We start from the raw sequence: 23,645 nt of genomic DNA, 5'->3' as shown, positions 1-23,645 counted from the left end.
GTTGGGGCCGGACGAGTTCCCTCTCCTTTTTGGGGAGAGGGAGTCTTGATTACTGCGGATACGGCACCCAGTCGCCACCGTTCAGACGAACATACGGTTTGTTCTGGTACTGGATAACAACAGCGTTGGCATTCTCCGATACCTCAGCAGTCTGCGGCAGGCCGCTGGTGAGCTGATTCCAGTTCACGCTATCTTCCACAAACAGCTTACCGTCTACCGCACGTGCCACCAGCTCAGAAATTGCCAGATAGCTGCTTGGCTGTGTGATCTCAATTGGCGCGCCCTGGTGCGGAGCCTTCATACCGAAGAATTTAATCCCGGCAGGTACGTTGGTAATGGACGGGCTTGGGATATCACGCAGGCCAGACACCTGCATTCTGTCACCCTTCAGCGCGCCACCGTGTTCCGGCACAACCACGACCATCACCTTGCGGCCAGATTTTTCCAGCTCGGTAAAGAATGCATCCAGCTCATCAAACATCTTCTGCGCACGCACTTTGTAATCAGCCGTTTTGCTTACACCCGGGAAGTGGTTACCGTCATGCAGCGGCAGAGTGTTATAGAACGTAGCACTGCGCGGGTTAGCATCTTTCTCAATGGTTTGCAGCCAGCGCTGGAGCACGGCGGTATCGTCATAAACCGGTGAACCGTCAAAGCCCAGCAGCGATACCGGCAGGCCGGTCTGATCCATCAGCGGCGCTTGCATTCCGCCTTCTTCACGCACTTCTTTCAGGAAGTTGCCGAACTGGCCGTTATGGCCCAGCATCAGGTGCTGCGTAAAGCCCAGTTTCGCCAGATTATCAAACAGATAACACTGGTTGCCCGCGGGTTGGTAAAGATTTTTATGCGATGATTGACCACAACTTGCGCGCAGCAGACGAATCGCCGCCGGGCCGCTGTAAGAGGTGGCCGAGTTGAAATCTTTAAACTGAATATCGAAGTGCGACCACAGCGGGTGGGAGCTCAAACCAGCGGCATCCACATCGGCCCATGACAGGGAACAGATGTTAATCACCAGCAGCTCGAACGGCTGAGCGTCAGCAGGTAACGCATCCGGGAATTTGGTCTGGCGCTTGTCTTCTGCGGTATAGAAGCTTGAAAGCCAGGCATTCAGGTTAGTGGATGTTGGTGGTGACGTCTGCGTTGGAATATCCCCAACGACCGGGTTATCTCCTGCGGTTGCCACTGTTGCGGCAGCGGCGCCACCCGTGGTAGTGACCGTGGTTGTCGGCTGGCCTGCAGGCCATAAAGAGAAGCCAGGCCCCGCCAGAGTCAGTACGTTAAGCCATATCAGGATGGCCACAACAAACACCGTTACACGCACCCACTGCGACAAGAACAGCCAGGCAACCAGCAGTACAAATACTGCCCCAATCATTTGCCAGTTAACAAACCGCTCGGTCAGATCGAGAATGTAGTCAGAGCTAAAGCCTGCGACCTGCGAGCCCTGGCTCATAATGCTGTCCGGGCCAGGTAGCCAGGTGTCATGCCAGAACAGAGCAAAGCCCACCGGAATGGCAATCCAGTGGCGCAAACGATGCAACCTGATGCTGGGGATTGGCATCAACAGGAAGGCCATAAACACCAGGTTAAGCAGGGGGTGGAAATTCAGGTAGCCTGCCCATAGCAGACCAAACTTCACCAGAAAATAGAAGTTCCAGCCGGAAAGGCCGCGCCAGTATTGCCAGAGCGGCGATGGCGCCGAATGGGTATAGGTAGAGTTAGTCATGTTTTCGGTTTGCCTTGACGTGCGGAGCCCGTGTCAGTGTTCCGGCTGGTTTAACGTAGCGAGGTTTTACAAACAGCGCCCTGGCGGTATTACGAATACGGCCCATCGAATGGCGTGCATAGTAGCCGAGCGGGAAAAAAATGAGCGCACAGAGTACGACCAGTTGAATAATATCACTGATATTCATGATGATGCGTTCTCCTCATTCCCGGATAACAAGCGAAGTGGTTCAGGAACCCGACGCCATACATGCCCGTCATGTTTAGCATTGAGAATGGGTTTGGTGTCGGCAGTCATCGGCAACGGTTTTACCCACTGCTCAGGTGTGAGGGTTCGCATTTGCACCAGCTCGGCGCTGATCAGGCTGTCTTCGAACCAGACCATGCGGTTAGAGAAGATATCCCCTATTGGCAACGGGAAAATATGGTTCAGGGCGGTGTCGAGATCGTTCACCCGGCAGAAGGATAAAAACAGCACCAGGCGGTTGTCGCCAATCGTCATGATATCCCCCGAACGGTTCGGGCGGCACAGCGTGAGTGCCTGCTCAACGCGGATACCCGGCACAGGACGCAGGGCAACCATCACCCCTTTTCCGTCTGCCGGAAGCAGCGTGTTGTTCATCATGTTGCCGACGGCATCACAGAACGTGTCCCATTTTTGATAGCCGCGCAGTTTCATCGGCTGGGTCATGGACAACAGCGTGGAGATATCTTCCGGCACGTGGCGGTTAAACTGCTGGCCCTGAATGCTTTCAATCAGCGTCAGGCAGCGTGAAAGCGGGGCATTCCAGGGAACGACCATGTTCGCACCGCAGCCCAGCAGCAAGCGTTCGTCCGTTGCGCGCAGGCTGGTATTATTTTCACGTACCACGATTTTTAACGCGCTGCCGCGCTGGCGGCGTAAGATATGAATCTGTCGCGCCAGCGTTTCGATTTGGTTATTTTGCATCAAGGAAAAAACAATAGTGGCGGCCTGAGTGGTACGGGCTTCATTAAATAGCGCTTCGTTTGTGTCAAACAGCGACCAATTTTCAGAAAGGGCAGGCGCACCTTCTAATACCGTAATCTGGCTGAGAATGCGTTTTTCATCGCTGCGCGGTTGCACTACGGTTTCTTCTTGTTGCGCGACATGCCAATTGCCTTCGATAAGTTTGAGTGCAAGTTGTTGTCGCGCACTCACGCCTTTTTCATTACACCAGAAAGCAATATCGTAAAGAAAACTGTCGGTCTGGTCACGGATACTTGCAAGACCGAAAAGAGAACGATATTCCCCCATTAAAAGCGAGAATAGCTTGTCATTATTACTGCCAGGGTTTACGACCAATACCGTGCATTTTTGATTTTTCGCCCATCTGTTGATTTTTTCAAGCCAGTGCAGAAGTTTATCAGTCGGTATATTTTGCAGGGCATTACTTGAACATTTAAGAATCACTAAATAGTGATCGGGATCAAGAGTACACTGAATGTCGTGGGGCAAAAAGTATAGACTATCTGCTTCGGTTGACATGGAAAATAATTGAACCGCTTGTGGCCCACGGTCATCCTCAAGCTTGATGATTTTCTTCGGTTCTTCACCCATGGTGATAACGGCGACGCGCGCATCCTTCGTCTGCTCGGCGATGGTTTGATTAACCAGACTTACAGCGTCCTCATTGCGATCCGTATTAATCCACCACACTCCTCCGACTGGCATGTGGCGCAATTCGTCCCATAATGACTGGATGCCAATAGAAAATATGGAGTCCACGGTGTCCCTCTTTTCATCTAATTTATCTGTATCTCAGTTTACTAGCGAAAGCGTAGAAATAAACCTAACATTGAAATTAAAGAACATCAGATTTAGCATGTAAACGAAAATTCCTGGCAGGACGCCTCGATACATCTGATCGTAAGATTTTACTCAATGGGATGAGATGAAAATGCATAATAACGAACCCGGAACCCCCGTCGACTCGAGTCTGGGGTACACATTCCAAAACGATTTTCTGGCTCTGACTCAGGCATTTTCATTGCCTGAAATTGATTACACCGATATTTCCCAGCGGGAACAGTTGGCAGCGGCTATTAAACGCTGGCCTTTATTGGCTGAATTTGCCCAACAACAATAAGGGAGCCATTGATGGCCATACTAGGATTACAGGGCGTCCGCGGCGGTGTCGGTACGACATCCATTACAGCAGCGCTGGCGTGGTCATTACAGTTATTAGGTGAATCGGTGCTGGTTATTGATGCCTGCCCCGATAATTTGCTGCGCATGTCTTTCAACGTTGATTTTGACCACCACGATGGCTGGGCGCGCGCGCTGCTTGACGGGAAAGACTGGCAGGATGCAGGACTGCGCTACACCTCCCAGCTCGATCTGCTCCCCTTTGGGCATCTGACTGCAAAAGAACGTGAGAACTATTCCTCAAGCCAGCAAACCCTGGAGAAATTCACCTACGCGCTGGAGCTCCTGAAGGAAAAGAGCCATTACGACTGGATATTGCTGGATCTGCCGCACGGTTTTGCGCCGCTGACGCGCCAGCTTATTACCCACTGTGATCACATTCTGTCGATTGTGAATGTGGACGCAAACTGTCATATCCGCCTGCATCAGCAAGCGTTGCCCGCAGACGCCCATATTCTGATTAACGATTTACGCATCAGCAGCCAGATTCAGGACGATCTTTACCAGATTTGGCTGCAAACTCAGCGCCGCCTGTTACCTATGGTTATTCATCGTGACGAGGGGATGGCGGAATGTCTCGCCTCCAAACAGCCACTCGGTGAATACCGTGGTGATTCACTGGCGGCAGAAGAGATCCTTACACTGGCGAACTGGTGTCTGTTGCACTTCACTCGTCGTCCAGAGTCTGCCAGGAGTGCTGTATGAGTCGAGTGTCCACCTGGTTACTCATCCCACCGGTCAGCGCGCGCTTAAGCGAACGCTACCGACATTACCGTCGACACGGCGCATCGGTGTTAAGCGCTGCGCTTGGCTGTTTCTGGATGATCCTGGCATGGATGTTTATACCGCTTGAACACCCGCGCTGGCAGCGTATTCGTGCGCGCCACAGCGAGCTTTACCCGCACATTAATCCCGACCGGCCGCGGCCGCTGGATCCGGCCCGTTATCTGATCCAGGCTGTCTGGCTGGTGGCCACCATGCCCCGACAGGAACATAAAGCACCGCGCTGGCGCAGCTTCGACCGGGTGGCGAATTTACGTGAACGCTACCATCAATGGCTGAACAGACTGCCCGATAGCGTGAGTCACAAAACCAGCCATCTGGATAACCACAAAGAACTTGGGCATCTGCACCCGGGCTTGAGGCGTTTCATCCTCGGCGTGATTGTCGTCTTCTCGCTCATTCTTGCTGTGGTCTGTATCACGCAGCCCTTTAACCCGCTGGCGCAGTTTACCTTCCTGATCCTGCTGTGGGGCGTGGCGCTGCTGGTCCGGCGTATTCCTGGGCGTTTCTCGGCCCTGATGCTGATTGTGCTGTCACTGACCGTCTCCTGCCGTTATATCTGGTGGCGTTATACCTCAACGCTAAACTGGGATGACCCGGTCAGCCTGGTGTGCGGTTTGATTCTGTTGTTTGCGGAAACCTATGCATGGATTGTGCTGGTTCTGGGTTACTTCCAGGTTATCTGGCCGCTCAATCGCCAGCCTGTTCCGCTGCCAAAAGACACCACGCAATGGCCGTCTGTTGACCTGTTTGTGCCAACCTACAACGAAGACCTGACGGTGGTAAAAAACACCATTTATGCGGCGTTAGGTATCGACTGGCCAAAAGATAAACTCAAAATCTGGATCCTGGATGATGGTGGCCGCTCGGAGTTCCGCCAGTTCGCCGAGGAAGTGGGCGTGGAGTATATCGCGCGTACTACCCACGAACATGCGAAAGCCGGGAACATCAATAATGCGCTGAAATATGCCAAAGGGGAGTTTGTCTCCATCTTTGACTGCGACCACGTACCGACCCGCTCGTTCCTGCAAATGACGATGGGCTGGTTCCTGAAAGAGAAGCAGCTGGCGATGATGCAGACGCCGCACCACTTCTTCTCGCCGGACCCGTTTGAACGTAACCTCGGGCGTTTTCGTAAAACCCCGAACGAAGGTACGCTGTTCTATGGGCTGGTGCAGGATGGCAACGATATGTGGGATGCCACCTTCTTCTGCGGCTCCTGTGCGGTTATCCGTCGTAAACCGCTGGATGAGATTGGCGGCATTGCCGTAGAAACAGTCACCGAAGATGCCCATACCTCACTGCGTTTACACCGTCGTGGCTATACGTCTGCCTACATGCGTATTCCGCAGGCGGCAGGCCTGGCGACGGAGTCGCTATCAGCCCATATCGGCCAGCGTATTCGCTGGGCGCGCGGCATGGTGCAGATCTTCCGCCTTGATAACCCGCTGGTGGGCAAAGGGTTAAAACTGGCGCAGCGTCTGTGCTACGTCAACGCCATGTTCCACTTCTTGTCCGGTATTCCGCGGCTTATCTTCCTGACCGCGCCGCTGGCGTTCCTGCTGCTTCACGCTTACATCATCTACGCGCCAGCGCTGATGATTGCGCTGTTTGTTCTACCGCACATGATCCACGCGAGCCTGACGAACTCGAAGATTCAGGGTAAATACCGCCATTCATTCTGGAGTGAAATCTACGAAACGGTGCTCGCCTGGTATATCGCCCCGCCAACGATGGTGGCGCTGATTAATCCGCACAAAGGCAAATTTAACGTCACCGCGAAGGGCGGCCTGGTGGAAGAGGAGTATGTCGACTGGGTGATCTCCCGTCCGTATATCTTCCTGGTGCTGCTGAATATCGTGGGCGTTATCGCCGGTATCTGGCGCTACTTCTACGGCCCGGAAAACGAAGTGCTGACCGTGTTCGTGAGTATGGCTTGGGTGTTCTACAACCTGATTATTCTTGGCGGCGCGGTGGCGGTTTCGGTAGAGAGTAAACAGGTGCGCCGCGCGCATCGCGTTGAAATCAGTATGCCTGCGGCAATTGCCCGTGAAGATGGTCATCTCTTCTCCTGTACCGTGCATGACTTCTCTGACGGTGGTCTGGGTATCAAGATCAACGGCCAGGCGAAAGTGCTGGAAGGGCAGAAGGTCAACCTACTGCTTAAACGCGGCCAGCAGGAGTACGTCTTCCCGACGCAGGTTGTGCGTGTGTTAGGCAATGAAGTGGGTTTGCAACTGATGCCGCTGACCAAAAAGCAACATATCGATTTTGTGCAGTGTACGTTTGCCCGCGCGGATACGTGGGCTCTCTGGCAGGACAGCTTCCCGGAAGATAAACCTCTGGAAAGCCTGCTGGATATTCTTAAGCTGGGGTTCCGTGGCTATCGTCACCTTGCAGAATTTGCCCCGTCGTCTGTGAAATTAATTTTCCGGTCACTTACCTCGCTGGTTTCCTGGGTCGTGTCGTTTATTCCACGCCGACCTGAGCGGGAAGAGGCGAAGCAATCGGACCCGGTTATGGCTCAACAATGATGATAACGCGATGAAAACAAAACTTTCCTGGTTATGTGCAGTGGCAATGGGAATGAGTGCGCTTCCCCCTATGATGGCGAATGCAGCCCCTGAGACTACGGCTACGCCTGTGGTGCAGGAAACCGATCCAACCGTCACCGCGACCGATAACGCTGAGTCCAATCAACCGGCAGACGGGACGGCTCAACCTATCGGCAGCGTCTTGCCTGGCGTGCGTGGTGCGAACGCGCCTGTCGTGGCGGATAATGCCCCGTCCAGGGACGTGAAGCTGACCTTTGCCCAGATCGCCCCACCTCCGGGCAGCATGGTCCTGCGTGGCATCAACCCGAACGGCGGCGTTGAGTTTGGAATGCGCAGCGATGAAGTGGTGTCGAAGGCGATGCTAAACCTGGAATACACACCGTCGCCTTCTCTGCTGCCGGTTCAGTCCCAGCTTAAGGTCTATCTCAACGATGAGTTGATGGACGTGTTGCCGGTTACCAAAGAACAGCTCGGCAAAAAGACGCTGGCACAGGTACCTATCAACCCGCTGTTTATCACCGATTTTAACCGCGTTCGTCTGGAGTTTGTCGGGCACTATCGCGATGTATGCGAAAACCCGGCCAGCAGTACGCTGTGGATGGATGTCGGCCGTAATACTTCGCTGCAAATGACTTATCAGTCGCTGGCGCTGAAAAACGATCTCTCGGCTTTCCCTGTGCCATTCTTTGATCCGCGCGATAACCGCCAGCTCACGCTGCCGGTAGTCTTCGCGGCCTCCCCGGATGTGACTCAGCAGCTGGCTGCGACAATTGTCGCTTCATGGTTTGGTTCACGTGCGGCCTGGCGCGGTCAGAGCTTCCCGGTGATGTACGATAAACTGCCGGATCGCAATGCCATTGTGTTTGCAACCAATGATAAACGCCCGTCGTTCTTGCGCGACCACCCGGAGGTGAAAGCACCGACGGTTGAAGTTATGAACCACCCGGATAACCCTTATGTGAAGCTGCTGGTGGTGTTCGGGCGTGATGATAAAGACCTGCTCCAGGCGGCGAAAGGCATTGCCCAGGGTAACGTCCTGTTCCGTGGCAATAGCGTGACTGTCGACAACGTGAAACCTCTGCTGGCGCGTAAACCTTACGATGCGCCTAACTGGGTGCGTACCGACCGCGCAATTAGCTTTGGTGAGCTGAAAACCTATGAAGAACAGCTTCAGTCGACCGGGCTTGAGCCATCGCCAATCAGCCTTTCGCTGAACCTGCCGCCAGACCTGTATCTGATGCGTACCAACGGGATTGATATCAACCTGAAATACCGTTACACCGCGCCTGTAACCAAAGACAGCTCGCGCATGGATATCAGCCTGAACAACCAGTTCCTGCAATCCTTTAGCCTGACCAGTAGCCAGGACACCAACCAACTAATGCTTCGTCTGCCGGTGCTACAAGGGCTGCTGGATGGTAAAACGGATGTCTCTATCCCTGCGCTGAAACTGGGCGCGGTAAACCAGCTGCGTTTTAATTTCCAGTACATGAACCCAATGCCGGGTGGTTCGGTGGATAACTGTATTACCTTCCAGCCGGTGCAGAACCATGTGGTCATTGGTGATGATTCAACCATCGACTTCTCCAGGTATTATCACTTCCTGGCGATGCCGGATCTGCGCGCATTTGCGAATGCCAGCTTCCCGTTCAGCCGTATGGCGGATCTCTCTGAATCCATCGTTGTGATGCCAAAAGCGCCAACCGAAGGCCAGGTGACAACCCTGCTGGACACCATGGCTTCCGTGGGCGCTCAGACAGGTTTACCGGCGATTAATGTGACGCTGACGGATGACGGCAGCCAGATCCAGGACAAAGACGCTGACATCATGGTGATTGGCTCCATCCCGGACAAGCTGAAGGATGATAAGCGTATTGATTTGCTGGTGAAGGCTACCCAGTCCTGGGTGAACACGCCGCTGCGTCAGACCGAGTTCCCAAGCATTATGCCGGATTCGAACGACCGTCAGGCCAGCGTTCAGACCGAAGTATCGTCTTCTGGCTCAATGGCGGCAATCGTGGGCTTCCAGTCTCCGTTTAACGATCAGCGTAGCGTCATCGCGCTGCTGGCTGATAGCCCGCGCGGTTATGAGTTGCTCAACAACGCGATGAACGACAGCGGTAAACGTGCCTCCATGTTTGGCTCTGTCGCCGTTATCCGTGAGTCTGGAGTGGATAGCCTGCGCGTGGGCGATGTGTACTACGTCGGCCATCTGCCGTGGTTCGAACGCCTGTGGTATGCGCTGTCAAACCACCCGGTTCTGCTCGCAATTCTGGCGGCAGTGAGTGTCGTACTGCTGGCGTGGGTGCTGTGGCGTCTGCTGCGTATCATCAGCCGTCGTCGCCTTAACCCGGATCATGAGTAAGATGTGATGAAAGCCTTTCGCTGGTGTGCGTTAGCAGCGTTGATGCTGGCGGCGACGAATCTTCGCGCCGCCTGCACCTGGCCTGCCTGGGAGCAGTTTAAAAAGGATTACATTAGCGAGAGCGGGCGTGTCATTGACCCCAGTGACACGCGCAAAATTACCACCTCAGAAGGGCAAAGTTACGCTTTGTTCTTTGCCCTTGCGGCGAATGACCGCAAGGCGTTTGACCAGTTGCTGATGTGGACGCGCGATAACCTCGCCGGAGGGGATTTACACGAGCGTCTGCCCGCCTGGCTGTGGGGTCAAAAAGACAAAGACACCTGGGCGGTCATCGATACTAACTCTGCATCTGATGGCGATATCTGGATTGCCTGGTCACTGCTCGAAGCCGGTCGGTTATGGAAAGACCCGGGCTACACCCGCGCCGGGAAGGCGCTGCTCAAACGTATTGCCAGCGAGGAAGTGGTAAAAGTACCGGGTCTTGGCTCGATGCTGCTGCCGGGCAAAATCGGCTTTGCAGAAGAGAATGCCTGGCGCTTCAACCCCAGCTACCTTCCCCCTCAGCTTGCGAGCTATTTCACCCGCTTTGGCGCTCCCTGGAAAACCCTTCGCGAGACTAACCTGCGCCTGTTGCTGGAAACGGCACCGAAAGGGTTTTCCCCGGACTGGGTGCAATACCAGAAAAATAAAGGCTGGCAGTTGAAGCCGGATAAAACCCTGGTCGGCAGCTACGATGCCATCCGGGTTTATCTCTGGGTGGGGATGATGAACGACAAAGACCCGCAAAAAGCCCGACTGCTGGCGCGTTTCCAGCCGATGGCTGCGGTGACAAAAAAACAGGGTATACCGCCGGAGAAAGTGGATGTGGCGGGCGGGAAACGAACGGGTCACGGCCCGGTGGGATTTTCGGCTTCTCTGCTGCCCTTTTTACAATCCCGTGACGCGCAAGCGGTTCAGCGCCAGCGTGTCGCTGATAACTTTCCCGATAACAACGCCTATTACAGCTACGTACTGACTCTCTTTGGACAAGGATGGGATCAGCATCGTTTTCGCTTCACCGAAAAAGGTGAATTAATACCGGATTGGGGCCAGGAATGCGCAAGTTCACATTAAATCTACTCAGTTTATCGCTTGGCCTGGCACTGATGCCGATGGCGCAGGCTGCCAACTCCCCCCAGCAGAAACAGCTGCTGGAGCAGGTTCGTCTGGGCGAATCAACGCAGCGCGAGGATTTGGTTCGCCAGTCGCTCTATCGTCTTGAGCTTATCGATCCAAACAACCCGGATGTGATTGCCGCACGTTTCCGTTATTTGCTGCGCCAGGGCGACACCGCTGGCGCGCAAAAAGAGCTGGATCGCCTGAAAGGGATCGCCCCGGGTTCGGCTGTGTATCAGTCTTCCCGTAATACCATGCTGCTTTCAACGCCGGATGGCCGCCAGGCTTTGCAGCAGGCGCGTTTGTTAGCCACAACAGGCCACACTCAGGAAGCGATTGCGGCTTACGACAAACTCTTTGCCGGAAACCCGCCTGGTGGCGATTTAGCAACAGAGTACTGGAATGTGGTGGCCAAAGATCCTGCCCGACGTACCAGTGCCATTAACCAGCTTAAGAAAATCAATGCCAGCAATCCTGGCAATGTGCAGCTACAGGCCACACTGGCGCAGCTGATGTTCCAGAACGGACGCCGTGATGAAGGATTCGCGGTATTGCAGGATATGGCCAAAACCAATAATGGCCGCGATCAGGCGTCTGACATGTGGTATCAGCAGATTAAAGACCAGCCTGCCAGCAGCGCCAGCGTGAGCGCGCTGCAAAAATACCTGACTGTCTTCAGCACTGGCGATAGCGTGACAGCGGCGCGTTCCCAGCTTGAAGCGCAGCAAAAGCAGCTGGCCGACCCGACGTTCCGTGCAAAAGCCGAAGGCTTAGCGGCGGTCGATGCCGGGCAGGGCAGTAAAGCGGTCACGGAACTGCAAAAAGCGGTTAGCGCTAACCATGCCGACAGCGAGGCCGTTGGCGCACTGGGCCAGGCGTATTCGCAAAAAGGCGATCGCGCCCGTGCAGTGGCGCAGTTTGAAAAAGCCATTGCCCTTGATCCGCAGAGCGATAACCGGGGTAAGTGGGATAGCCTGTTGAAGGTTAACCGCTACTGGCTGCTGATCCAGCAGGGTGATACCGCGCTTAAAGCGAACAACACCGCGCAGGCGGAACGCTATTACCAGCAGGCGCGAAATATCGACAACACCGATAGCTATGCGGTGCTCGGTCTTGGGGATGTGGCGGCGGCGCGCAAAGATAATGACGCAGCTGAGCGTTTCTATCGCCAGGCGTTGCGTATGGACAGCGGTAACAGTAACGCCGTACGCGGACTGGCCAATATCTATCGTGCCCAGTCACCGGAAAAAGCCTCGCAGTTTATCCAGTCACTTTCTGCCAGCCAGCGCCGCAGCATTGATGATATTGAACGTAGCCTGACGAACGAACAGTTGTCCCGGCAGGCCGAGCAGCTGGAAAACGAAGGCAAATATGCCCAGGCTGCGGAAATTCAGCGTCGTCGTCTGGCGCTGTCGCCGGGCGATGTGTGGATAACTTATCGTCTTTCGCGCGATCTCTACAGTGCGGGCCAGCGCAGCCAGGCCGACACCCTGATGCGCCAGCTGGCAAACCAAAAACCGACCGATCCTGATCAGGTATACGCCAGCGGGCTTTATCTTTCCGGTAACGACCAGGACAGGGCCGCTCTGGCTCACCTGAACACCCTGCCGCGCAGCCAGTGGAATGGCAATATCCAGGAGCTGGCTGACCGTCTGCAAAGCAACCAGGTGCTGGAAACGGCGAGCCGTCTGCGGGACAGCGGTAAAGAGCAAGAGGCTGAAAACCTGCTCCGTCAGCAACCTTCTTCAACGCGTATCGATTTAACCCTGGCTGACTGGGCGCAGCAGCGTGGTGACCGTGCAGAGGCGAAAGCCGCGTATAACGCGGTGTTGCAGCGTGAACCGCAAAACGAAGACGCCATCCTTGGGCTGACGGAAATCTATATCTCGGAAGGGAATAAAGACGCCGCGCGCGCCGAACTGGCAAAACTCCCGGATGCGAAAGCCGGGCAACCGCAGTCACTGAACATGCAGCGGCGGATTGCGATGGCGCAGGCGGGGCTAGGCGATAACGCCGCAGCGGAGCAAACCTTCAGTAAGCTAATTCCTCAGGCGAAATCGCAGCCTGCATCTATGGATAATGCGCTGGTATTGCGTGACGCCTCGCGTTTTCAGGCGCAAAACGGCCAGCCTCAGCAGGCGCTGGAAACCTATAAAGACGCGATGGTGTCTTCTGGTATCACCACCACGCGTCCAACGGATAACGACAGTTTTACCCGCCTGACGCGTAACGACGAGAACGACGACTGGCTGAAGCGCGGCGTACGCAGCGATGCCGGTGATTTATACCGTCAGCAAGACGTTAACGTCACGCTGCAACACGACTACTGGGGCTCAAGCGGTACGGGCGGTTATTCCGACCTGAAAGCTCACACCACCATGTTGCAGGTGGATGCGCCGCTTTCTGACGGGCGTATGTTCTTCCGTAGCGATCTGGTCAACATGGATGCCGGGACATTTGCCACCAAAGACGGAAAGTACGATCCGAAATGGGGTACTTGTGCGGCGACGCCTTGTCATGGCAATACCAACCAGACCGCAAACGGCGCGAGCGTTGCCGTGGGCTGGCAGAATAAAACCTGGGCGATGGACATCGGCACAACGCCGATGGGTTTCGACGTGGTGGATGTGGTTGGTGGCCTGAGTTACAGCAACGATCTGGGGCCAATTGGTTATACCGTAAACGCCCACCGTCGCCCGATTTCCAGCTCGCTTCTGGCGTTTGCCGGGCAGCGTGATTCCAACACCGACACCACATGGGGCGGCGTGCGTGCCACCGGTGGCGGCGTGAGCCTGAGCTATGACAAAGGTGAGGCGAACGGCATTTGGTCAAGCCTGAGTGCTGATAGCCTGACAGGGAAAAATGTGGAAGATAACTGGCGTGTTCGCTGGATGACCGGTTACTACTACAAGCTCATTAATAAAAATAATGAGCGCCTGACCGTTGGCGTCAGCAATATGCTGTGGCATTACGACAAGGATCTTAGCGGGTATACGCTGGGCCAGGGCGGTTATTACAGCCCGCAGCAGTATGTCTCTTTTGCCTTGCCTGTGACCTGGCGTAAACGTACCGAAAACTGGTCATGGGAGCTGGGTGGTTCAGTCTCCTGGTCGCACTCCAAAACGGACGATGGAATGCGATATCCCATTCAGAGCCTGATCCCGACAAACTATACGGACCGGGGAGAGCCGGAAAACGGCAGCAGTTCGTCAGGCACGGGTTATACCGCCAGAGCGATTGTTGAACGTCGTGTAACGTCTAACTGGTTTGTCGGGATGGGCGTTGATATTCAGGAAGCAAAAGATTATACCCCGAGCCATGCGCTGCTCTACGTACGTTATTCTGCGGCGGGCTGGCAAGGAGACATGGATCTGCCACCGCAGCCGCTCATTCCGTACGCGGACTGGTAATCAGATTTACCTTAATCCAATTGTAAGTCTCTCTAATAAACGCAGCAATCGGGTATACTCAGGCGCACCAGGTTAACGCCCTGGTGCGCCTTGCGCTTTGAGTTTTGTGGAGAGTCATTTTGCGTGTCAGCCGTTCTTTAACTATCAAACAGATGGCGATGGTTTCTGCCGTCACGATGCTGTTTGTTTTCCTTTTCTGCGTCATTTTGCTGTTTCATTCCGTACAGCAGAATCGCTATAACACGGCTACACAACTTGAAAGTATTGCCCGCGCAGTACGTGGGCCACTTTCTGCCTCTATCCTGAAAGGGGATATTCCTGAGGCGGAAACGATATTAAAACGCATCCAGCCTGCTGGTATAGTCAGCCGCGCGGATGTGGTTCTGCCTAACCAGTTCCAGGCACTGCGGATGAGTTTTATCCCTGAACGTCCGGTTCCGGTCATGATCATGCGATTGTTTGAGCTGCCGGTACAAATTTCCCTGCCTGTCTATTCCCTTGAGCGCCCGGCGAACCCGCAACCGTTAGCCTATCTGGTGCTTCAGGCCGATTCATATCGCCTGTATAAATTTGTGATGAGTTGGGTTATTACGTTAGTAACCACTTACTTACTTTTGGCACTGATCCTCAGCGTGGCCCTGACCTGGTGTATTAACCGGTTGATTGTGCACCCTGTACGCCGCATCGCTCGCGAGCTGAATAACCTCTCGCCGCAGGAACAGGTGGGGCATCAGCTGGAAGTTCCGCATCTGCACCATGACGATGAAATTGGCATGCTGGTGCGCAGCTATAACCTCAACCAGCAGCGTATTTTGCGCCAGCAGGACGATCTGAACAGCAGTGCGACCCGTTTTCCGGTTTCAGAGCTTCCCAACAAAGCCTTTTTGATGGCCCTGCTGGAGCAGACCGTGGCGCGCCAGCAGACGACCGCACTGATGGTTGTCGCCTGTGAAACCTTGCAGGACACGGCGGGTGTTCTCAAAGAGAGCCAGCGCGAAGTGCTGCTGCTGACGCTGGTGGAAAAGGTGAAATCTGTCCTGGCTCCGCGCATGGTGCTGACCCAGGTCAGCGGATATGACCTGGTGATCATTGCCCACGGCGTGAAAGAGCCGTGGCACGCGATTACATTAGGTCAGCAAGTACTCACTGTCATTAATGAGCGGTTGCCCATTCAGGGTATTCAGCTACGTCCAAGCGCAAGCATCGGGATCGCCATGTTCTACGGCGACCTCACAGCAGAGCAGCTGTATCGCCGCGCGTTTTCTGCCGCCTTCACTGCCCGTCGTAAAGGGAAAAACCAGATCCAGTTCTTCGAACCGGAGCAGATGGAAAAAGCGCAGCAGCGCCTGACCGAAGAGAGCGATATTCTGACCGCGCTGGATAACCGCCAGTTTGCCATCTGGCTCCAGCCACAGGTGAATTTACTGACGGGCGAAGTCAAAAGCGCAGAAGCATTACTGCGGATGCAGCAGCCTGATGGCTCGTGGGAGTTGCCCGAAGGGCTGATTGAGCGTATTGAGTCCTGTGGCCTGATGGTCACCGTGGGTTACTGGGTGCTTGAAGAGTCCTGCCGCCAGCTTGCGGCCTGGCAGGAGCGGGGTGTCACGTTGCCGCTGTCGGTGAATTTGTCTGCCCTACAGCTTATGCATCCAACCATGGTTTCGGAGATGCTGGAGCTTATCCACCGCTATCGGGTAAAACCTGACACGCTGATCCTGGAAGTGACAGAAAGCCGCCGTATTGACGACCCTAACGAAGCGGTCACTATTCTGAAACCGCTGCGTAATGCCGGGATCCGCATCGCGCTGGACGATTTTGGCATGGGGTATGCCGGGCTGCGTCAGCTCCATCACATGAAAACCCTGCCGGTTGATGTGCTGAAAATCGATAAAACCTTTGTTGACGGTCTACCGGAAGACAGCAGCATGGTGCAGGCCATCATCCAGATGGCGCGTAGCCTCAACCTGCATGTGATTGCAGAAGGCATTGAAACCGAAGCGCAACGCGACTGGCTGGCAACCGCAGGGGTGGAGAGCGGACAGGGGTTCCTTTTTGCCCGCGCAGTCCCTTCGGATGTGTTCGAGCAACGCTATCTGGCGAATGAAAGCAATAATGCAAAAGCGTAAATTTGTTGCTGGCTTGCGCGAGTCAGCTCAAATTTCTTAACATTCGTGTTTCAAAGTTGATGTAAGTTTATTTCTGTCATGTTTTACGGGTGTTATTTTAAAGCCGCAGGTTAACCAAAATCTTACAAAACCTGTGGTTTTTCTTCCCAAGGACACCCTATGAAAACCTCACTCTTCAAAAGTCTCTACTTTCAGGTCCTGACAGCCATCGCAATCGGTATTCTGCTTGGTCACTTCTATCCTGAATTAGGCGCGCAAATGAAACCGCTTGGCGACGCGTTCGTTAAGCTCATCAAAATGATCATCGCCCCGATTATCTTCTGTACGGTGGTGACCGGCATTGCTGGCATGGAAAGCATGAAGGCTGTCGGTCGTACCGGAGCAGTCGCTCTGTTGTATTTCGAAGTGGTCAGTACCATCGCACTGATTATTGGTCTGATTATTGTTAACGTGGTGCAGCCGGGCGCGGGGATGAACGTTGATCCATCGACGCTGGATGCCAAAGCCGTCGCGATGTACGCCGAGCAGGCAAAAGACCAGGGCGTTGTGGCCTTCCTGCTGGACGTTATTCCTGGCAGCGTCATCGGCGCATTCGCCAGCGGCAATATTTTGCAGGTTCTGCTGTTTGCGGTGCTGTTTGGTTTTGCGTTGCACCGTCTTGGCAGTAAAGGTCAGCTGATCTTCAACGTGATTGAGAGCTTCTCGCAGGTCATCTTCGGCATCATCAACATGATCATGCGTCTGGCACCGATCGGCGCATTCGGGGCGATGGCCTTTACTATCGGGAAATACGGCGTAGGTACGCTGGTGCAGCTAGGTCAGCTGATTATCTGCTTCTACATCACCTGTATTCTGTTCGTAGTGGTGGTTCTGGGGTCGATTGCCCGCGCGGCAGGCTTCAACATCTTCAAGTTTATCCGCTATATCCGCGAAGAACTGCTGATTGTGCTGGGTACCTCATCGTCTGAGTCTGCACTGCCGCGAATGCTCGATAAGATGGAGAAACTGGGCTGCCGTAAGTCGGTAGTGGGGTTGGTTATCCCGACGGGTTACTCCTTTAACCTCGACGGCACCTCGATATACCTGACGATGGCCGCGGTATTTATCGCACAGGCAACCAACAGCCATATGGATATTTTCCATCAGATAACCCTACTGGTGGTGTTGTTGCTCTCTTCGAAAGGCGCTGCGGGCGTAACGGGCAGTGGATTTATCGTTCTGGCCGCGACCATTTCGGCAGTGGGGCATCTACCGGTGGCAGGTCTGGCGTTGATTCTCGGTATTGACCGCTTTATGTCAGAAGCCCGTGCGTTAACCAACCTGGTGGGTAACGGCGTGGCCACGGTTGTGGTGGCGAAATGGGTGAAAGAGCTGGATCACAAAAAGCTTGATGACACGCTGAATAACCGCAATTCTGACAGCAAGACTCAAGGTATATCCTCCTAATATCGTCACAAATGCCCGCTATCCCTTGTCGGGATGCGGGCTCCTGCGCATAATAACTGTTCATACCTGTCATAATTCGACAAGATTTTTTTAAGGTATATTTCACTTCCGTCCGTGACGTTTCGCAGAACACGCGGTCTAATCGAAGTGTTTTCATCGTCATCTTTTGGAGTGCTCCACGTCACGAGACACTCTTTTTAACCAGGAATGTTGATCAGGGGTTCACATGCAGGGCACAAAAATTCGACTCTTAACCGGCGGTTTGCTGATGATGGCAGCAGCCAGTTATGTGCAGGCAGATGCGCTCCAGCCAGACCCGGCCTGGCAACAAGGAACTCTGGCGAACGGTTTTCAGTGGCAAGTTTTAGCCACTCCGCAGCGCCCGAGTGACCGTATTGAAATTCGTCTGTCTGTGAATACAGGCTCTCTGACAGAAAGCACTCAGCAGACCGGTTTAAGTCACTTTATTCCCCGGCTGGCGCTCACCCAGAGCGGCAGTTTGCAGGCAGTTCAGGTGCGTTCTCTCTGGCAACAAGCCATTGACCCTAAACGCCCACTTCCTCCGGCAGTCGTTTCTTATGACTACACCATGTTTAACCTGAGTTTGCCGAACAACCGTAACGATCTCCTGAAAGAAGCCCTGACCTATCTGTCTGATGCCACTGGCAAGCTTGCCATCACACCAGACACCGTAAATTATGCGCTGAGCAACAGCGACATGGTGGCAACCTGGCCTGTGGACACGAAAGAAGGCTGGTGGCGCTACCGCCTGAAAGGCTCCACGCTGCTGGGACATGACCCGGCAGAGCCGCTGAAACAGCCCGTCGATACTGAGCAGGTCAAATCCTTCTACCAGAAATGGTATACCCCGGATGCAATGACCCTGATTGTGGTGGGTAATGTTGATAGCCGTGCGGTGGTTGAGCAGATCAACAAGGCCTTTGGCGATCTGAAAGGCAAGCGTGAATCGCCAGCCCCTGTCCCTACGCTTTCACCGCTGCGCGCAGAGCCGGTCAGCATTATGACGGACACAGTACGTCAGGATAAGCTCTCTATGATGTGGGATACCGCCTGGCAGCCCATTCGTGAGTCTGCGGCGTTGTTGCGTTACTGGCGTGCGGATCTCGCCCGTGAGGCGCTGTTCTGGCACGTTCAGCAGACGCTGAGCAAAAACAACATGAAGGACATCGGCCTGGGCTTTGACTGCCGTGTGCTGTTCCAGCGCGCCCAGTGCGCCATCAACGTGGAATCACCGGGTGACAAGCTGAATGCGAACCTGGGTCTGGTGGCGAAAGAGCTGGCGAAAGTACGCAAGGTGGGGCTGTCAGAAGAGGAATTTAATGCGCTGGTGGCGCAGAAAAAACTCGAACTGCAAAAACTGTTTGCGACCTATGCCCGCGCAGATACCGATATCCTGATTAGCCAGCGTATTCGTTCGCTGCAAAACCAGGTTGTTGATATTGCGCCGGAACAGTATCAGAAACTGCGTCAGGACTTCCTGAGCAGTCTGACGGTCGATATGTTGAATCAGGATTTGCGTCAGCAACTGTCGCAGGATATGGCGTTGATTCTGTTGCAGCCAAAGGGCGAGCCGGAATATGACATGAAAGAACTTCAGTCAACCTGGGATTCGATTATGGTCACTGCACCGCAGGCTGCGCAGACGACAACGGCAGATGATTTACATCAGGACGCAACGGATATTCCGCAGGGGCAGTAATGCCGGTGGGAGAGGCTTAGGGTGGGGGCATCAGCCCCCACCTGATTTACGCAGGCATTGCCTCGCGCGGAATAATCGCCCCGCGATACTGAATCACCGTACTGGCGGTCAGGTGCCCGCGCTGTGCCGCCGCTTCTGGCGTACCGCCCGTCAGACGTACCGCCAGATAACCCGCACTGAATGAATCGCCCGCAGCGGTGGTATCAATCACTTTCTCTTTGGCTAATTTGACTGCCGGGACTTCCACAACGGTTTCCCCCGCAATCGCCACCAGGCACGACTCTGCACCGCGCTTAATCACGACTTCACTCACGCCAGCGGCCTGAGTACGGGCGATAACTTCATCGACCGGTTTTTCGCCCCACAGAGCATCTTCGTCATCCAGCGTTAAGAACGCGATGTCGGTGCATTGCAGCATCTGCTGATAAACCTGCTGCGTCTCTTCGCGGCTGGCCCACAGACGAGGGCGGTAGTTGTTATCGAAAATCACCTTACCGCCATTGGCGCGGCATTCACGCAGTAATGACAACAGTTTTTCGCGGCTGGACGGGCTTAAAATCGCCAGGCTAATCCCGCTCAGGTAGAGATAGTCAAAAGTAGCCAGTTCTTCACAAATGGCAGCTGCGGCGTCGCTTTCCAGCCAGAATTTGGCCGCGGCTTCGTTACGCCAGTAGTAGAACGTACGCTCGCCGGTGCTGTCGGTTTCAATGTAATACAGACCCGGCAGGCGGTTTTCCATCTGCTGAATCAGGGAAGTTTGTACATTTTCACTCTGCCAGGACTCCAGCATCTGCTGGCTGAAACTGTCCGTACCCAGTGCGGTAACATAGTTCACGGCGAGTGCGTCGGGAGCGACCTGACGGGCAATGTAAACCGATGTGTTCAATGTATCGCCACCAAAACCGCGGCTAACTTCCGCGCCTTTTTGTGACAGCTCAATCATGCATTCGCCAATCACGGCAATTTTTTTAGACATAGTCGTGAACCTGAACAGATAAATTAGAAGCAGTGTGCGCTGTGTGGATTATGTGGTCAACTATATTAAAACGACGTTCCAATATTTTTTTTGAGCCAGCGCGTATTCCTGATAATTTCTGTCATCTTAATTTCATTTTCCCGGCGAACTGGACATAAAGTTCTCAATTGTCCCGCCGATAACCCTTTGACGAGTCCAGAAAGGTCATCCCCATAAAACAGGACATCTGAAATGAAGTCAGAGCAGGTTATCCAGCGGCTAAGCACTACGCCTGAGGCAAGTATTGAGAACTTGCAGGAGCATCGCTACTGGCTGCAATGTGAGCGTGCCTATACCTATCAACCGATCTACCGTACTGACGGCCGGTTGATGGCCATTGAGATTTTAACGGTTGTTACGCATCCGTCGAACCCTTCGCAGCGTATTCCGCCGGATCGCTATTTTGCTGAAGTGGCCGTTCGCCAGCGTATCGATGTGCTGGAAGAGCAGCTGAAAATGCTGTCGACAAAGCATGAGTTTTTCACTCAGCACAACATTCTTGCGTCGGTGAATGTAGACGGCCCGACCCTGATAGCATTGCGCCAGAACGCAAAATTGCAGGAGCTGATCGCCACGCTGCCGTGGATGCGCTTCGAGCTGGTGGAGCACGTCAGCCTGCCTCAGGATTCGTCATTTGCCACTATGTGTGAGTTTGGCCCGCTGTGGCTGGACGACTTTGGTACAGGTATGGCGAACTTCTCCGCGCTCAGTGAAGTGCGCTATGACTACATCAAAGTGGCTCGCGACCTGTTTATTATGCTGCGCCAGACGCCGGAAGGCCGAAATCTGTTCACGTTGCTCCTGCAACTGATGAACCGTTATTGCCAGGGTGTCATTGTTGAAGGTGTTGAAACGCTGGAAGAGTGGCGTGATGTGCAAAACTCACCTGCGGCAGCAGCGCAAGGCTATTTCCTCTCTCGTCCTGTCCCGATGGATACCCTGAATAACGTCGTTATTACGTTGTAAAGTAATCTGTTTCCCGTAATAGTGCGTCGCACTTACGCATTATTACCGGACGCAGTGGCCCCCCGCTTACCTGTGTCATGAGCTATATTGATGAAAGGTAAGGCTATCTGGTAAGGGGGAAACAATGACGAAAACAACCAGGATTGTCACCTGGGGATGTGGGATTTTCTTGTTGTTGATTGTGGTGGCAATCATCATTCTCGCGACGTTTGACTGGAACCGCCTTAAACCGACCATCAACCAGAAAGTCTCTACCGAACTGAACCGGCCGTTTGCCATTCGCGGCGATCTGGGCGTGGTTTGGGAGCGGCAGAAAGAGGAAACCGGCTGGCGAAGCTGGGTGCCCTGGCCGCATGTTCACGCCGATGACATCATTCTTGGCAATCCGCCGGATATTCCCGACATCACTATGGTGCACCTGCCGCGTGTTGAAGCCACGCTGGCCCCTCTCGCGCTACTGACCAAAACGGTCTATCTGCCGTGGATCAAACTCCAGCAGCCAGATGCGCGCCTGATCCGCTTATCTGAAAAAAATAACAACTGGACGTTCAACCTCGCCAGCAGTGGCGACAGCACGCCTGATGCCCAGCCGTCGTCCTGGTCTTTTCGCCTGGATAATATTCTTTTCGATCGCGGGCGGATCCTCATTGATGACAAGGTGAGTAAAGCGGATGTGGAGATCATGGTCGATCCGCTGGGAAAACCGCTGCCGTTTAGTGAGGTTACGGGCAGCAAAGAGAAAGGGGACAACAGCAAAGCAGGCGATTACGTGTTTGGCCTGACGGCGAAAGGGCGCTACAACGGCCAGCCTCTGAGCGGCACGGGTAAAATCGGCGGGATGCTGGCGCTGAGAAGTGAAGGTACACCCTTCCCGGTACAGGCAGATTTTCGCTCGGGGAATACCCGCGTGGCATTCGTGGGTACGGTTAACGATCCAATGAAAATGGGCGGTGTTGACCTGCGGCTGAAATTCGCCGGGGATTCACTTGGCGAGCTATATGACCTGACCGGCGTACTGCTGCCCGATACGCCACCTTTTGAAACCGACGGGCATTTAACGGCGAAAATCGACCTGCAAACTGCGTCAGTTTTCAATTACCGCGATTTTAATGGCCGGATTGGGGATAGCGATATCCACGGTTCTCTGACGTATACCACCGGAAAACCACGCCCAAAACTGGAAGGCGATATGGAGTCTCGCCAGCTACGCCTGGCCGATCTGGGGCCGCTGATTGGTATCGATTCTGGTAAAGGCACGAAGACCAAAGATGTCAAAAAGGATCCCCAGCCGGCGGGTAAAGTCCTGCCTTATGAACGCTTTGAAACCGACAAGTGGAACGTCATGGATGCCGATGTCCGTTTTAAAGGGCGCAAAATCGAGCACGGTAGCACCTTGCCCATCAGCGACCTTTCCACGCACCTGATCCTTAAAAATGCCGACCTGCGCTTACAGCCGCTGAAATTTGGCCTGGCGGGCGGGACTATCTCATCCAATATTCATCTTGAAGGGGATAAAAAGCCGATGCACGGGCAGGCGGATATTCAGGCGCGGCGGCTGAAGCTAAAGCAACTGATGCCGGATATTGCACTGATGCAGAAAACCCTGGGCGAGATGAACGGCGATGCGGATATTCGCGGTGTGGGTAATTCGGTGGCGGCGTTGCTGGGCAGTAGTAACGGCAACCTGAAGCTCCTGATGAATGACGGGCTGGTAAGCCGGAATCTGATGGAGATCCTCGGGCTTAACGTCGGTAACTACATTATCGGGCAGATTTTTGGCGACGATGAAATCCGTGTGAACTGCGCAGCGGCGAACCTGGATCTGGTCAATGGCGTTGCGCGCCCGCAGATTTTTGCCTTCGACACGGAAAATGCCGTTATCAATGTCACCGGGACGGCCAGTATGGCCTCTGAACAGCTGGATTTGACTATCGATCCTGAGAGTAAGGGCATTCGTATCATCACCCTGCGTTCACCGCTGTATGTGCGCGGTTCGTTCAAGTATCCGCAGGCGGGTGTGAAAGCCGGGCCGCTGATTGCGCGTGGTGCGGTTGCGGCGGCGCTGGCTACGCTGGTGACGCCAGCGGCAGCACTGCTGGCTCTGGTATCACCGTCGGAAGGGGATGCGAATCAGTGCCGGACTATTCTGGCGCAGATGAAGAAGTGATGGTGCGGTCTGTTTGTGCCGGGTAAGGCGAAGCCGCCACCC

At 54.3% G+C, this 23,645-nt stretch carries 15 protein-coding genes; 11 read left to right on the top strand and 4 right to left on the bottom strand.

Translation table 11 applies throughout. From position 1 onward, the window contains the following. Positions 1 to 49: 49 nt before the first annotated feature. The 3 genes from bcsG to bcsE are packed head-to-tail and all read right to left on the bottom strand — an operon-like array spanning position 50 to position 3,475. Entirely contained in the window at positions 50 to 1,729 is a 1,680-nt protein-coding gene (bcsG, locus tag ACS603_RS19280) for a cellulose biosynthesis protein BcsG (RefSeq protein WP_474944736.1), read from the bottom strand. Further along, positions 1,722 to 1,916: a cellulose biosynthesis protein BcsF gene (gene bcsF / locus ACS603_RS19275; protein ID WP_182062898.1), complete on the bottom strand. Its 195-nt coding sequence runs from the start codon at positions 1,914 to 1,916 to the stop codon at positions 1,722 to 1,724. The genes bcsG and bcsF overlap by 8 nt, the downstream gene beginning before the upstream one ends. Then, positions 1,913 to 3,475, bottom strand: a complete 1,563-nt coding sequence (bcsE, locus tag ACS603_RS19270; protein WP_474944735.1) for a cellulose biosynthesis c-di-GMP-binding protein BcsE — start codon at positions 3,473 to 3,475, stop codon at positions 1,913 to 1,915. Before bcsE ends, bcsF begins: the two co-directional genes overlap by 4 nt. Before the next feature lie 172 nt (positions 3,476 to 3,647). Between bcsE and bcsR the strand changes: the two genes are divergently transcribed. The 9 genes from bcsR to ACS603_RS19225 all read left to right on the top strand — a co-directional run bounded on the left by bcsR (position 3,648) and on the right by ACS603_RS19225 (position 19,455). Then, positions 3,648 to 3,836 (top strand): cellulose biosynthesis protein BcsR, encoded by a 189-nt coding sequence (gene bcsR / locus ACS603_RS19265; RefSeq protein WP_014072225.1) that lies wholly within the window; start codon positions 3,648 to 3,650, stop codon positions 3,834 to 3,836. An 11-nt stretch (positions 3,837 to 3,847) separates the two neighbouring features. Next, positions 3,848 to 4,600: a cellulose biosynthesis protein BcsQ gene (gene bcsQ, locus ACS603_RS19260; protein ID WP_315687220.1), complete on the top strand. Its 753-nt coding sequence runs from the start codon at positions 3,848 to 3,850 to the stop codon at positions 4,598 to 4,600. Next, complete coding sequence (gene bcsA / locus ACS603_RS19255) at positions 4,597 to 7,212, top strand: UDP-forming cellulose synthase catalytic subunit (protein ID WP_474944734.1); 2,616 nt, start codon at positions 4,597 to 4,599, stop codon at positions 7,210 to 7,212. Before bcsQ ends, bcsA begins: the two co-directional genes overlap by 4 nt. A 10-nt stretch (positions 7,213 to 7,222) precedes the next feature. After that, entirely contained in the window at positions 7,223 to 9,598 is a 2,376-nt protein-coding gene (bcsB, locus tag ACS603_RS19250) for a cellulose biosynthesis cyclic di-GMP-binding regulatory protein BcsB (protein WP_474944733.1), read from the top strand. A 6-nt stretch (positions 9,599 to 9,604) separates the two neighbouring features. Next, positions 9,605 to 10,711 carry a cellulose synthase complex periplasmic endoglucanase BcsZ gene (gene bcsZ, locus ACS603_RS19245; RefSeq protein ID WP_474944741.1) on the top strand — a complete coding sequence of 369 codons (1,107 nt, stop codon included), beginning with the start codon at positions 9,605 to 9,607 and terminating at the stop codon, positions 10,709 to 10,711. After that, positions 10,693 to 14,163, top strand: coding sequence for a cellulose synthase complex outer membrane protein BcsC (gene bcsC, locus ACS603_RS19240; protein WP_474944732.1), 3,471 nt, complete (start codon positions 10,693 to 10,695; stop codon positions 14,161 to 14,163). Before bcsZ ends, bcsC begins: the two co-directional genes overlap by 19 nt. Positions 14,164 to 14,282: 119 nt before the next feature. After that, the gene (gene hmsP / locus ACS603_RS19235) at positions 14,283 to 16,289 is read left to right on the top strand and encodes a biofilm formation regulator HmsP (protein ID WP_474944731.1); all 2,007 of its coding nucleotides are present in this window, start codon (positions 14,283 to 14,285) and stop codon (positions 16,287 to 16,289) included. Between the two features lie 159 nt (positions 16,290 to 16,448). Further along, a complete protein-coding gene (locus ACS603_RS19230) occupies positions 16,449 to 17,735 on the top strand; it encodes a dicarboxylate/amino acid:cation symporter (RefSeq protein ID WP_182062891.1) in 1,287 nt (428 codons plus the stop codon). A gap of 226 nt (positions 17,736 to 17,961) precedes the next feature. After that, positions 17,962 to 19,455 carry a M16 family metallopeptidase gene (locus ACS603_RS19225; protein WP_182062890.1) on the top strand — a complete coding sequence of 498 codons (1,494 nt, stop codon included), beginning with the start codon at positions 17,962 to 17,964 and terminating at the stop codon, positions 19,453 to 19,455. A gap of 46 nt (positions 19,456 to 19,501) precedes the next feature. On the opposite strand, the gene kdgK is transcribed toward ACS603_RS19225, so the two are convergent. Further along, complete coding sequence (gene kdgK, locus ACS603_RS19220) at positions 19,502 to 20,431, bottom strand: 2-dehydro-3-deoxygluconokinase (RefSeq protein WP_315687210.1); 930 nt, start codon at positions 20,429 to 20,431, stop codon at positions 19,502 to 19,504. Between the two features lie 231 nt (positions 20,432 to 20,662). On the opposite strand from kdgK, the gene pdeH reads away from it, so the two are divergent. After that, on the top strand, positions 20,663 to 21,436 hold the full coding sequence (pdeH, locus tag ACS603_RS19215; protein WP_182062888.1) for a cyclic-guanylate-specific phosphodiesterase: 774 nt from the start codon (positions 20,663 to 20,665) through the stop codon (positions 21,434 to 21,436). A 124-nt stretch (positions 21,437 to 21,560) separates the two neighbouring features. After that, positions 21,561 to 23,603: an AsmA family protein gene (locus ACS603_RS19210; protein WP_182062887.1), complete on the top strand. Its 2,043-nt coding sequence runs from the start codon at positions 21,561 to 21,563 to the stop codon at positions 23,601 to 23,603. The last annotated feature ends 42 nt before the right edge of the window (positions 23,604 to 23,645 follow it).

Source organism: Enterobacter sp. Li2LvB3 (assembly GCF_056156645.1).
Note: the sequence above shows the minus strand (reverse complement) of the source record. Positions and strands in the feature narration are given on the sequence as shown.

What these genes read in the sequence shown, in the direction of transcription:
- ACS603_RS19225 (WP_182062890.1), top strand. Translation starts at nt 17,962, where the DNA reads ATGCAGGGCACAAAAATTCGACTCTTAACCGGCGGTTTGCTGATGATG.
- bcsB (WP_474944733.1), top strand. Translation starts at nt 7,223, where the DNA reads ATGAAAACAAAACTTTCCTGGTTATGTGCAGTGGCAATGGGAATGAGT.
- bcsF (WP_182062898.1), bottom strand. Translation starts at nt 1,916, where the DNA reads ATGAATATCAGTGATATTATTCAACTGGTCGTACTCTGTGCGCTCATT.
- bcsZ (WP_474944741.1), top strand. Translation starts at nt 9,605, where the DNA reads ATGAAAGCCTTTCGCTGGTGTGCGTTAGCAGCGTTGATGCTGGCGGCG.
- ACS603_RS19210 (WP_182062887.1), top strand. Translation starts at nt 21,561, where the DNA reads ATGACGAAAACAACCAGGATTGTCACCTGGGGATGTGGGATTTTCTTG.
- bcsR (WP_014072225.1), top strand. Translation starts at nt 3,648, where the DNA reads ATGCATAATAACGAACCCGGAACCCCCGTCGACTCGAGTCTGGGGTAC.
- ACS603_RS19230 (WP_182062891.1), top strand. Translation starts at nt 16,449, where the DNA reads ATGAAAACCTCACTCTTCAAAAGTCTCTACTTTCAGGTCCTGACAGCC.
- bcsQ (WP_315687220.1), top strand. Translation starts at nt 3,848, where the DNA reads ATGGCCATACTAGGATTACAGGGCGTCCGCGGCGGTGTCGGTACGACA.
- kdgK (WP_315687210.1), bottom strand. Translation starts at nt 20,431, where the DNA reads ATGTCTAAAAAAATTGCCGTGATTGGCGAATGCATGATTGAGCTGTCA.
- bcsC (WP_474944732.1), top strand. Translation starts at nt 10,693, where the DNA reads ATGCGCAAGTTCACATTAAATCTACTCAGTTTATCGCTTGGCCTGGCA.
- pdeH (WP_182062888.1), top strand. Translation starts at nt 20,663, where the DNA reads ATGAAGTCAGAGCAGGTTATCCAGCGGCTAAGCACTACGCCTGAGGCA.
- bcsG (WP_474944736.1), bottom strand. Translation starts at nt 1,729, where the DNA reads ATGACTAACTCTACCTATACCCATTCGGCGCCATCGCCGCTCTGGCAA.
- bcsA (WP_474944734.1), top strand. Translation starts at nt 4,597, where the DNA reads ATGAGTCGAGTGTCCACCTGGTTACTCATCCCACCGGTCAGCGCGCGC.